Raw genomic sequence first — 10,332 nt, 5'->3', positions numbered from 1 at the left:
CGGCGTTCGAACCGCGCGCGGGGGCCTGGGCCCCGGCGTTCGCCGGGGAACGGCTGGTCTAGCGTCCCACCCAGTCCGCGACCTGCGCGGCGACCTGGTTCGCGACCGTGTTGAGCGCGGGCGCCACGCCCGCCGAGGTCGCGGCGGTCGCCGGGGCGGTCGCGGTGAAGCGGCGGGTCTGGATGCGGCCGTCGGCATATTGCAGCGTCGCGTCATAGACCATCGCGACCTGCATCGTGTCGGCGTCGAGCCCGAACTGCTCCATCCGCCCGCTCAGGCGCAGGCCTGGCGCCAGATGATAGTCGCGCGGATCGAGCACGGGGCGGTCGGTGCGCGCGTGGATCGTCTCGGCGAGCAGGTCGCGGAACAGATGCGCGGGGCTGTCCGCCCAGGTCGCGCCCTTGATATAGGCGAGCGTCGTCGCGCCCGATCGCACCGGTACGCGCACCGCCGCCAGTTCGGCGGGCGCGACCGGATAGACCACGGTGATCGCACGCCCCGCCGCGACCGCCTCGCCCTGGTCGGCGGGCGCGGTCTGCACGGGCGTCAGTCGCAGCAGCTCGGCGGGCGTCTTGGGGCCGAGGCTGATGCAGCCCGCGAGCAGCAGGGCGGGCAGGATCGCGAGCAGGGGCAGCGGGCGGATCGGGCGCATGATCGTCCTCATTTGTGCGGCTTGTAGTCGGGCAGGCGCTTGCCGCCGAGCACGCCGCCGGCGCCGCCCGAGTTGAGCTTGTTGGCGGTCTGCGTCAGCGCCTCGGCCATGTCGGACAGGTTGCGGACGAGCTCGTCGATCTGCGGCGCGGTCTGCGTGGTGAGCTGGGTGATGCCGGGCTTGGCGTCGCGGATCATGCCGTTGAGATTGTCGGCGCTCTGCTTGGCCGAATGCGCCGCGTCGCGCAGGTCGGCCATCAGCGGCCGGCCCTGCTTGTCGAGCAGGTCGTTGGCATTGCCCGCGAGCTTGTCGATCTGCTGCGCGGCGTCGCCCGCCTGCTTCACCGTCACCTGCACGCCCTGCAGCGTCTGGCGCAGCTGCGGGCCTTGGGCTGCGAGATCGCTGGTCAGGCTGTCGATATTGGCGAGGATGTGGCGCACCGAATTCTGGTTGCGGTCGTCGAGCAGCATGGTGAGCTTGGTCTCGAGCACCGACAGCTTGTCGAGCAGTTCGGGCGCCGAGTTGAGCAGGCCTGCGAGCGTGCCCGGCTTGGTCGGGATCACCGGCACGCCGAACGGCCCCACCTCGGTGATCGGCGGCTGGCCCTTTTGCGCGCCCGAGAGGTTGATCTGGCTGACCCCGGTGAAGCCGACGCCCGCGACGGTGGCGGTGGTGCCCTTCAGGATCGGCGTGTTCTCGTCGACCGAGATGCGGACGCGGACCAGCTCGGGGCTGTCGGGGAGCAGCTTGATGTCGTCGATCTTGCCGACCGGCACGCCCGAAAAGGCGACGACCGAGCCCTTCGCCAGTCCGTCGACCGAATTGGGGAAGAAGATGTCGTAGCGCTGCTGGTGGCCGTTGCCGACCTGGCTCATCCAGATCAGGAAGGCGAGCGCGGCGGCGAGGATGCCGAGCACGACGCCACCGACGAGCACATGGTTCGAGCGCGTCTCCATCAGTTCGTCCTGCCCTTATCTTCGTTCGGTTCGGCCTTCGCCACTTCGCCACCGTCCAGTTCGCCGCGTGCCGTCTCGCGGTCGGCGGCCACCATCCGGTCGCGGCGCGTGTCGTCGGCGATCGCGGCGCGCTCCTTGGAGCTGGCGGCCGCGCGCCCCCTCGGTCCGTTGAAATATTCCTGGATCCAGGGATGGTCCAGCGCCAGCAGTTCCGCGATCGTACCGACCGCGACGACGTGGCGGTCGGCGATCACCGCGACCCGGTCGCAGATCGCATGCAGCGTGTCGAGATCGTGCGTGATCAGGAAGACGGTGAGGCCGAGCAGGTCGCGCAGCCCCTTGATCAGCGCGTCGAACGCCTCGGCGCCGATCGGATCGAGGCCGGCGGTCGGCTCGTCGAGGAACAGCAGTTCCGGGTCGATCGCCAGCGCGCGGGCGAGGCCGGCGCGCTTGCGCATCCCGCCCGACAGTTCGGAGGGGAATTTGCTCGAGCTTTCGGCGGGCAGCCCGGTCGCGACGATCTTGTAGGAGGCGATCTCGTCGAGCAGCATCTGGTCGAGCGCGGGATAGAATTCGCGGATCGGCACCTGGACGTTCTCGGCGACGGTCAGCGTCGAGAACAGCGCGCCGTTCTGGAACAGCACGCCCCAGCGGCGACGGACCTCCTTGGCCTGGACGTCGGTGCGGTCGCCCATCGGCTCGCCGAACACGTCGATCTCGCCTTCGGCCGGCTCCTGCAGCCCGATGATCGAGCGCATCAGCACCGACTTGCCCGTGCCCGATCCGCCGACCACGCCGAGGATTTCGCCGCGGCGGACGTCGAGATCGAGATTCTCGTGCACCACCTGCTCGCCGAAGCGGTTGGTGAGGCCGTGGACGCGAATGATGCAATCGTCGTCGCGCGAGGCGGGGGCCGGCGTGCGCTCGGTGGCGGCGACGCTCATATCCAGCCGATCGACGCGAAGAAGACGGCGAAGAAGGCGTCGAGCACGATCACCAGGAAGATCGACTGGACCACCGCCGAGGTGGTGCGCAAGCCGACCGCCTCGGCATTGCCCTCGACCTGCATGCCCTGAAAGCAGCCCGCCATCGAGATGATCAGCCCGAACACCGGCGCCTTGATCAGCCCCTGATAGACGTCGGTCATCGGCACGACCTCGCGGATGCGCGCGACGAAGGTCACCGGCGGCAGGTTGAGCGCGAACCAGCTGAACAGCCCGCCGCCGATCAGCGCGAGCATCGCGGCGTAGAAGGCGAGCACCGGCATCATCAGGATCGCGGCGGTGACGCGCGGCAGCACCAGCGACTCCATCGGCGACAGCCCGATCGTGCGCATCGCGTCGACCTCCTCGGCGAGCCGCATCGAGCCGATCTGCGCGGCGAAGGCCGAGCCCGAGCGGCCCGCGACCATGATCGCGGTCATCAGCACGCCGAGCTCGCGGAAGGTGAGCCGGCCGACGAGGTTGATCGTATAGACCTCGGCGCCGAACTGGCGGAGCTGGATCGCGCCCTGCTGCGCGATGACGATGCCGATCAGGAAGCTCATCAGCCCGACGATCGCGAGCGCGTCGACACCGACCACCTCGAACTGGCGGATCACCGCATTGCCGCGGAAGCGTTTCGGATTGAGGATCACCTGCCAGACCGCGATCAGCGTCTCGCCGAAGAAGGCGAGCAGGCCGACCATCGTGTGGCCCGCGGTGATCGTCGACTTGCCGATCCGGCCGAGCGAGCGCTGAAAGGAATGGAGGTCGTCGGGCTTGATCTGGAACGGCCGGTCGACGGTCCCGACCTGCCCGATCAGATGCTCGGCCTTTTCGCTGGCGCCCTCGATCCGCACGGCGTGATCGCGCTGCAGCCGGTGGACCAGCCAGGCGCCGACCGTGTCGATTCGCTCGACCCCCGACAGGTCGACCGTATCGGGCGTGCCGTCGAGATTCTCCAGCCGCGCGGGCACCGAGCCGAGGCGCGGCAGCGTCCACTCGCCGGTGAAGCGAAGCGTACGATCATCCTGGGTGAAGTCGGCGGCCTGAGCTGTCATCTGCCGCGCAGAATGCGGCAGATCGTTTCGCCCGGCAAGCGTTCGATCGCCCTCAACGGATGGACTTGGCAGGGAAACATGCCAAAGAGCCGGGTCATGGAGTATCTATGACGGATCGCAAGGTCGCTTTCCTCGAGGCCGGGCGCAACGACACGCGCGTCTTCGGCCTGACGCCTGCCGAGCGCGCGCGCCGGTTCGCGTCGAAGGCCGGGCTGGTGCCGGTCGACCGGATGCCGGAGCGCGGGCCGTTGATCGTCGCCGATCTCGGCTTCGCCTGGGACCCGGCCTGGCTGGCGCATGTCCGCGACCAGCCGGGGCGCGCGGTGACGCGCGGCGGACGCCCGGCGCTGGTCCATCTCGCCGACGCGTCGCAGGCGCCGGCGGTGATCGCGGCGATCGAGACGGGGGCGGCGCTCCCCACCGGTCTCGGGCTCGTCGAGCAGCGCGCCGAGACCGAGTCGAGCCTCTACAACGCCACGCTGCGCAAGCGCGAGGACGCCTATCTCGTCCCGCTCGACGCCGCCGCGGTGCCCGCGATCGAAAAGGCGAGCTACGACGCCTCCTACAAGGGCGTGACCGACGTGCTGACGCTCTATCTGTGGCGCGGCGCGGCGTTCCACCTGACGCGCTGGGCGGCCTATGCGCGGATCACGCCCAACATGGTGACGCTGGTCGGCATCGCGCTGTGCGTGTGGGCCTTCCTGCTGTTCCTGCACGGGCATTTCGCGACGGGCCTGGCGGTGGGGCTGGTCTTCATGGTGTTCGACACGGTCGACGGCAAGCTCGCGCGCTGCACCGGCACCAGTTCCGAATGGGGCAATATCCTCGATCATGGCGTCGATCTCGTCCATCCGCCCTTCTGGTATTGGGCGTGGGGGATCGGGCTGGGCAGCTGGGGGCTGGCGTTCACCACCGCGACGCTGTGGAAGATCATGGCGGTGCTGGTCGTCGGCTATGTCGTGCAGCGCGTCATCGAGGGCGCGTTCATTGCCAGCTTCAAAATGCACATCCACGTCTGGGAGCGCGCCGACAGCCGCTTCCGGCTGGTCACCGCCCGGCGCAACCCCAATGTCGTGATCCTGTTCGCCAGCCTGCTCGTCGCCCGGCCCGATTGGGGGCTGCTCGGGGTCGCCTGGTGGACCGCTTTGTCCTGCCTGTTCCATGTCGTGCGGCTGGCGCAGGCCTATCTCCAGCGCCGCGGCGGCAAGGCGATCGTGTCATGGCTGGCCTGACCGCGCTGCTGCTCGCCGGGCGCCGGCCCGGCATCGATGCTCTCGCCGCGTCGCGCGGGGAAACGCTCAAGGCGCTGATCCCGGTCGCGGGCACGCCGATGGTCGCACGGGTCACAGCGACGCTGCTGGCGACGCCCGCGATCGACACGGTCTGGGTGATGACTCAGGATATCGAGCCGATCGCCGCCGCGCTTCCTGCCGACACGCGGATCGGCTTCCTGCGCTCGGGCGACGGCATCGCGCGCTCGATCGCGGCGGCGCTGGCGAGCGGCGCGGCACCGTTTCCGCTGTTCGTCACCACCGCCGACCACGCGCTGCTCACCCCCGCCACGATCGCCGAATTCCTGGCGGGCGCGGCGGGCGCCGACGTCGCGGTCGGGATGGTCGAGCGCCGGATCGTCGAGGCGCGTTTCCCGCAGACCAAACGGACCTGGCTGCGCTTCAAGGGCGGCGACTGGAGCGGCGCCAACCTGTTCTGGTTCGCCGGGCCCGCCGCACTGCCGGTGATCGAGACCTGGGCCTCGGTCGAACAGGACCGCAAGAAGGGCTGGAAGCTGATCGCCAAGTTCGGCGTCGGGCTGCTGCTGCGCGCGCTGACGCGGACGATCACGCTGCCGGATGCGGTCGCGCGGGCGGGGCGGGGGCTCGGGGCGACCGTCCGGATGGTGGGGCTGAGCGATCCGCTCGCCGCGGTCGACGTCGACAAGCCATCCGATCTCGACCTCGCCGAAGCGGTGCTGGAGGGCCGGGCATGAGCCTCCCTGTTCCCCGGCGGAAGCCGGGGCCCAGGCCCGGCGCCTGTGGTCGGCGCCGCGCCTGCTGTCGGGTACGGGCCTGGGCCCCGGCGTTCGCCGGGGAACGGCGCTGCTTCGAAGAGGCATTCGCATGATTGATTTCGCGTTCGCCGAAGCGGTGTTGGAGGGTCGGGCATGAGCCTCCTCGTTCCCCGGCGGAAGCCGGGGCCCAGGTCCGGCGTATGTGGCAAATACAGCGCCCGCTTTCGGGTGCGGGCCTGGGCCCCGGCGTTCGCCGGGGAACGGCTGGCATTCGAGGAGGCATTCGCATGACCGAGCTCGCGATCTACGACATGGATCGCACGATCACGCGCACCGGCACCTTCACGCCGTTCCTGATCCACGCCGCGCTCGCCCGCGCGCCGTGGCGGCTGCTGCTGCTGCCGGTCGCGCTGCTCGCCATGCTCGGATACGCGGGCAAGCTGATGACGCGCGCGCGGCTCAAGGAGATCAACCAGAGCCTGCTGCTCGGCCGCCACATCTCCCGCGCGCATCTCGCCCCGCTGACCGCGAGCTTCGCCGAGCGCACGCTGCGGCTCAACACGCTGCCGGGGGCGCTGCGCCAGATCGCGGAGGATCGCGCCGCCGGCCGCCGGCTGGTGCTCGCGACCGCCTCCTACAGGCTCTATGTCGAGGCGATCGCCGAAAAACTCGGCTTCGACGACGTCATCGCGACCAATTCGATCATCGGGCTCGACGCGCGCGTCACCGCCAAGATCGACGGCGAGAACGCCTATGGCCCCGCCAAGCTGCGCATGATCGAGGCGTGGATGGCGCATGAGGGGATCGCGCGCGAGTCGGTGCGCGTGCGCTTCTATTCGGACCACGCCTCGGACGCGCCGGTGATGGAATGGGCCGACGAACCGGTCGCGGCGAACCCGAGCGCGAAGATGCGCGCGCTGGCGGCAACGCGCGGCTGGCGGGTGGTGGAGTGGGGGAGCTGAACCCCCTCTCCCCGGCGGGGAGAGGGCTGGGGTGAGGGTGGACACCCTCACCCAACCCTCTCCCTGAGGGAGAGGGTTTTACCCCTCACACCGCCTTGAGCGCCTGGTCGAAGTCGGCGATCAGGTCGTCGGCATTCTCGACGCCGACCGAGATCCGCACCAGATTGTCGGTGATCCCGAGCTCCTGCTTGCGCGCGTCGGGCACCGACAGATGCGTCATCGCCGCGGGCGCGGAGGCCAGCGTCTCGGTGCCGCCCAGGCTGACCGCGAGTTTCGCGATCTTGAGCGTGTCGAGGAAGGCGAAGCTCTCGCGCTCGCCGCCTTTCAGGTAGAGCGAGAAGGTCGAGCCCGCCCCGGTGCAATGCCGGTCGAGAATGTCGCGCTGACGCGTGCCGGGCTCGAGGAAACCGAGATAGCCGACGCTCTCGATCTTGGGATGGTCGCGGAAGAATTCGCACACCTTCACAGCGCTTTCGCCGGCGCGGCTCATGCGCAGTTCGAGCGTCTCGAGGCTGCGCAGCAGCATCCAGGCCGAATGCGGATCGGTGATCGTGCCGATCGTGTTGCGCATCATCCGGATCGGGTTGATCGCGGCCTTGCTGCCCGTCACCCCGCCGGCGACGAGATCGCTGTGCCCACCGGCATATTTGGTGAGACTGTAGAGGATCAGGTCGGCGCCCTGCTTGAGCGGCTGCTGCCACAGCGGCCCGAGGAAGGTGTTGTCGATCGCGATCGGCGGCTTGGCCTCGTCGTTCGCGAACAAACGGTCGCGGACGCGCGAGACCGCCTCGACGTCGACCAGCGCGTTGGTCGGGTTGGCGGGGCTCTCCAGATAGATCAGCGAGACCGGGCCCTGCGCGCGTGCGCGCGCCATCAGCGACTCAATCTCCGCCTCGGTGGCGCCCGCGGGGAAGTCGAGGAAGGTGACGCCGAAGCGGCCGAGGATGCGGCCGATCAGCGTCTCGGTCGCGGCATAGAGCGGGGCCGAATGGACGATCACGTCGCCGGGCTTGACCAGCGCCAGCATCAGCGTGGCGATCGCCGACATGCCCGAGGAGAAGACCAGCGCGTCCTCGGCGTCGTCCCATATCCCGAGCCGGTCCTCGAGAATCTCCTGATTGGGGCCGTTGAAGCGCGAATAGACGAGCCCCTCGGCGCCGCCCGGGCGCTTGCCGGTGACGCCCTCGAAGTGGCGCTTGCCCGCGGCGGCATTCTCGAACACGAAGGTCGAGGTCAGGAAGATCGGGGGTTTGAGCGAGCCCTCCGACAGCATCGGGTCGAAGGCGTGGCCCATCATCAGCGTCGAGGGCGACAGGCGCCGCCCGCCGACTTCGAGGACCGCCGCCTTGGGGCGGCGGCGCGGGGTGGCGCCGGACAGATCGGCTTCGGTGTTGGACGTGGTGTCGTCGGTCATGGCATCTCTCTCGGATTCGCGGCACTTTCGCGCTATGCTGCAGCTCTAGCCGAAGTGGGAGGACATTCCGATGTCGATCGCCGTCGTCTCGATCCCCGTATCCGATCCGTCTGCCGCTTTGCGTTTCTATACCGAGGTGATGGCCTTCGCGCTGCTCCGCGACATGCCGATGGGGCCGGACATGCGCTGGATCCAGCTCCAGCCCAAGACCGGCGGCTCGTCGATCGCGCTGGTCACCTGGTTCGACAAGATGCCGCCGGGCGGCCAGCAGGGGCTGCTCGTCCACGTCGCCGACATCGACGCCGAACATGCGCGGCTGGCGGGGCTGGGGGGTGACGGTGACGCCGATCGACGAGCAGCCCTGGGGGCGGTTCACGATGCTGTCCGACCCCGACGGCAATGGCTGGGTGGTGGCGACGCTGACCGATCCGGCGGAGCTGGGGGCGAAGGCGTGAGGCGCGGCGCTTTGCCAGGCTGTTCCCCGGCGAAAGCCGGGGCCCAGGCCCGGCGCATGTGGCGGGCGTGCCGATCGAATAGGGAAGTGGGGCCTGGGCCCCGGCGTGCGCCGGGGAACTGGAGATGACGATGGCGATCTCCCGCGCCTCGCCGGGCGCGCCGGTGTGCGCGAAGGGGTGAGGCGCGCATTGCCAGGCTGTTCCCCGGCGGAAGCCGGGGCCCAGGCCCGCGGATCGGGGCTGGGGCGGCGCTCGATCAGGCGCGTGGGGCCTGGGCTCCGGCGTGCGCCGGGGAACTGGAGCGGATCGACGTTCAGCGGCGGGCGGTTCGCCGCGACCGAAGAGACGTCATGCTGAACGTGTTTCAGCATCCCGCGCGCTCCAGGGGGCACGCTCGCAGCGGAGGGGATGCTGAAACGAGTTCAGCATGACGGATAGAAGCGATGGCTATCGTTAGACAGAAGTGAGTCGCGATTCGCCCTGGATCCCGATGATCGCGATCTGGCGTCCGTAGCCGGGCTCGCCGCGGTGCGTCGCGCGGCGGTAGCTGAAGAAGCGCTGCTCGTCGGCATAGGTGTCGAGCCCCAGCGCCTCGATCCGCCGCACCCCCGCCAGCGCGCAGCGCGCGACGACATAGGCCTCGATGTCGAACTGGTGGTGGCCCGCGCGGCCCTCCATGAAGAAGCGCTCGTTCTCGGGGTCATCCGCGCAGAAGCGCGCGAGGAAGCCGTCGTCGACCTCGTAGCTGGCGCGCGCGATGCACGGGCCGATCGCCGCGGCGATCCGCTCGCGGCGCGCGCCCAGCGCCTCCATCGCCGCGACGGTCGAGGCGACGACCCCGCCGATCGCGCCCTTCCAGCCGGCATGCGCCGCGCCGGCCACGCCGGCGTCGACATCGGCGAACAGCACCGGCACGCAGTCGGCGGCGAGCACGCCGATGACGAGATCGGGCCGGTCGGTGACCAGCGCGTCCGCCCGGGGGCGGGCGTCGTCCGCCACCGGCTCGGCGACCACCGCCAGCGCGCTGTGGACCTGATGGACCGTCACCAGCGTCGCACCCGGCTTGACCGCGTGGCTCGCCCGCCGCCGGTTCTCGACCACCGCGTCATGATCGTCGTCCGAGCCGAGACCGACGTTCAGCCCGGCGTAGATCCCGGTCGAGACGCCGCCGCGGCGGCCGAAGAAGCCGTGCGGCACGCCCGCCAGCGCCGCGGCGCGGATCGTCTCGATGGTATCGGTCGTCATAGCGCGAGCCGCATCAGATCATCCTCGTCCGCATGGGCACCGACCATGAACTGGTAGCGGCCGACCCGTTCAAAGCCATAGCGTTCGTAGAAGCGCCTGGCGCGGTGATTGTCGACATAGACCGACAGGAACAGATCCTGTGCGCCGCGGGTCCGCGCGGTCGCGATCGCCCAGTCCATCGCCGCCTGCGCGGCACCGCTGCCCTTGTAGGCGGGCAGGAGATAGAGCTGGCGCAGCTCGATCGAGGGTCGCGGCCGCGCGACCGGCAGCGCGGGCGGGCCGAGCTTGATCAGCGCGACGGCCGCGTCGCCGTCCTCGCCGATGCGGATCGCGTAGCCGGGGTCCGCGAGCTGCGCCGCCCACTGCGCGGCGCTCTGGCCGGCGAGGAAGGCGGCGAGGTCGGCGGGATCGTAGAGCGCGCCGAACGTGTCGGTGAAGCACTGCGCGAACAGCGCCGCGAGCGTCGCGGCATCGCCGGGCACGGCGTCGCGATAGATGATCATGCGGGGTCTCCCTCGAAGCCGGCGGGCACCGGCCAGCCCGGCGCGGTGAGCGCGAGCGCCTTGAACAGCTCGCCCATCTGCGCGGGCGTGGTGAGG

11 protein-coding genes and 1 pseudogene are annotated in these 10,332 nt (G+C 70.0%); 5 read left to right on the top strand and 7 right to left on the bottom strand.

Annotated elements, in window-relative coordinates; all coding sequences use genetic code 11:
• Window positions 1-58: 58 nt before the first annotated feature.
• Genes Q0326_RS04730 through Q0326_RS04715 form a run of 4 tightly spaced genes read right to left on the bottom strand, consistent with a single transcriptional unit; the run spans window position 59 to window position 3,649 of the window.
• Window positions 59-652: an ABC-type transport auxiliary lipoprotein family protein gene (locus Q0326_RS04730; protein ID WP_298687650.1), complete on the bottom strand. Its 594-nt coding sequence runs from the start codon at window positions 650-652 to the stop codon at window positions 59-61.
• 8 nt (window positions 653-660) lie between these two features.
• Entirely contained in the window at window positions 661-1,608 is a 948-nt protein-coding gene (locus Q0326_RS04725; RefSeq protein WP_298687648.1) for an MlaD family protein, read from the bottom strand.
• Window positions 1,608-2,552, bottom strand: coding sequence for an ABC transporter ATP-binding protein (locus tag Q0326_RS04720; RefSeq protein WP_298687646.1), 945 nt, complete (start codon window positions 2,550-2,552; stop codon window positions 1,608-1,610). Before Q0326_RS04720 ends, Q0326_RS04725 begins: the two co-directional genes overlap by 1 nt.
• On the bottom strand, window positions 2,549-3,649 hold the full coding sequence (locus Q0326_RS04715; RefSeq protein WP_298687644.1) for an MlaE family lipid ABC transporter permease subunit: 1,101 nt from the start codon (window positions 3,647-3,649) through the stop codon (window positions 2,549-2,551). The genes Q0326_RS04720 and Q0326_RS04715 overlap by 4 nt, the downstream gene beginning before the upstream one ends.
• 107 nt (window positions 3,650-3,756) lie before the next feature.
• Between Q0326_RS04715 and Q0326_RS04710 the strand changes: the two genes are divergently transcribed.
• The 3 genes from Q0326_RS04710 (at window position 3,757) to Q0326_RS04700 (ending at window position 6,619) form a co-directional block, all read left to right on the top strand.
• A complete protein-coding gene (locus Q0326_RS04710; RefSeq protein WP_298687642.1) occupies window positions 3,757-4,881 on the top strand; it encodes a CDP-alcohol phosphatidyltransferase family protein in 1,125 nt (374 codons plus the stop codon).
• A complete protein-coding gene (locus Q0326_RS04705; RefSeq protein ID WP_298687640.1) occupies window positions 4,869-5,636 on the top strand; it encodes an NTP transferase domain-containing protein in 768 nt (255 codons plus the stop codon). Before Q0326_RS04710 ends, Q0326_RS04705 begins: the two co-directional genes overlap by 13 nt.
• 308 nt (window positions 5,637-5,944) lie before the next feature.
• Window positions 5,945-6,619, top strand: coding sequence for an HAD-IB family hydrolase (locus tag Q0326_RS04700; RefSeq protein ID WP_298687638.1), 675 nt, complete (start codon window positions 5,945-5,947; stop codon window positions 6,617-6,619).
• Window positions 6,620-6,704: 85 nt separating this feature from the next.
• On the opposite strand, the gene Q0326_RS04695 is transcribed toward Q0326_RS04700, so the two are convergent.
• Window positions 6,705-8,033, bottom strand: a complete 1,329-nt coding sequence (locus tag Q0326_RS04695) for a cystathionine gamma-synthase family protein (RefSeq protein WP_298687637.1) — start codon at window positions 8,031-8,033, stop codon at window positions 6,705-6,707.
• Between the two features lie 70 nt (window positions 8,034-8,103).
• On the opposite strand from Q0326_RS04695, the pseudogene Q0326_RS04690 reads away from it, so the two are divergent.
• Window positions 8,104-8,307: pseudogene (locus Q0326_RS04690) on the top strand (VOC family protein); the annotation flags it as partial.
• A gap of 34 nt (window positions 8,308-8,341) precedes the next feature.
• The gene (locus tag Q0326_RS04685) at window positions 8,342-8,488 is read left to right on the top strand and encodes a hypothetical protein (RefSeq protein WP_298687652.1); all 147 of its coding nucleotides are present in this window, start codon (window positions 8,342-8,344) and stop codon (window positions 8,486-8,488) included.
• Between the two features lie 453 nt (window positions 8,489-8,941).
• Here the strand turns inward: Q0326_RS04685 and pgeF are convergent, their stop codons facing one another.
• The gene (pgeF, locus tag Q0326_RS04680) at window positions 8,942-9,733 is read right to left on the bottom strand and encodes a peptidoglycan editing factor PgeF (RefSeq protein ID WP_298687635.1); all 792 of its coding nucleotides are present in this window, start codon (window positions 9,731-9,733) and stop codon (window positions 8,942-8,944) included.
• Window positions 9,730-10,236, bottom strand: a complete 507-nt coding sequence (locus Q0326_RS04675; protein ID WP_298687633.1) for a GNAT family N-acetyltransferase — start codon at window positions 10,234-10,236, stop codon at window positions 9,730-9,732. The genes pgeF and Q0326_RS04675 overlap by 4 nt, the downstream gene beginning before the upstream one ends.
• Window positions 10,237-10,332: the final 96 nt, after the last annotated feature.

Source organism: uncultured Sphingomonas sp. (genome assembly GCF_937859915.1).
In the GTDB taxonomy this organism is placed as follows: Bacteria; Pseudomonadota; Alphaproteobacteria; order Sphingomonadales; family Sphingomonadaceae; genus Solisphingomonas.
This window is presented reverse-complemented; position numbering and strand designations above follow the sequence as displayed.

Excerpts from the sequence above, each read along its gene's own strand:
- Q0326_RS04730 (WP_298687650.1), bottom strand. The coding sequence starts at position 652 with ATGCGCCCGATCCGCCCGCTGCCCCTGCTCGCGATCCTGCCCGCCCTG.
- Q0326_RS04725 (WP_298687648.1), bottom strand. The coding sequence starts at position 1,608 with ATGGAGACGCGCTCGAACCATGTGCTCGTCGGTGGCGTCGTGCTCGGC.
- Q0326_RS04720 (WP_298687646.1), bottom strand. The coding sequence starts at position 2,552 with ATGAGCGTCGCCGCCACCGAGCGCACGCCGGCCCCCGCCTCGCGCGAC.
- Q0326_RS04715 (WP_298687644.1), bottom strand. The coding sequence starts at position 3,649 with ATGACAGCTCAGGCCGCCGACTTCACCCAGGATGATCGTACGCTTCGC.
- Q0326_RS04710 (WP_298687642.1), top strand. The coding sequence starts at position 3,757 with ATGACGGATCGCAAGGTCGCTTTCCTCGAGGCCGGGCGCAACGACACG.
- Q0326_RS04705 (WP_298687640.1), top strand. The coding sequence starts at position 4,869 with ATGGCTGGCCTGACCGCGCTGCTGCTCGCCGGGCGCCGGCCCGGCATC.
- Q0326_RS04700 (WP_298687638.1), top strand. The coding sequence starts at position 5,945 with ATGACCGAGCTCGCGATCTACGACATGGATCGCACGATCACGCGCACC.
- Q0326_RS04695 (WP_298687637.1), bottom strand. The coding sequence starts at position 8,033 with ATGACCGACGACACCACGTCCAACACCGAAGCCGATCTGTCCGGCGCC.
- Q0326_RS04685 (WP_298687652.1), top strand. The coding sequence starts at position 8,342 with ATGCGCGGCTGGCGGGGCTGGGGGGTGACGGTGACGCCGATCGACGAG.
- pgeF (WP_298687635.1), bottom strand. The coding sequence starts at position 9,733 with ATGACGACCGATACCATCGAGACGATCCGCGCCGCGGCGCTGGCGGGC.
- Q0326_RS04675 (WP_298687633.1), bottom strand. The coding sequence starts at position 10,236 with ATGATCATCTATCGCGACGCCGTGCCCGGCGATGCCGCGACGCTCGCG.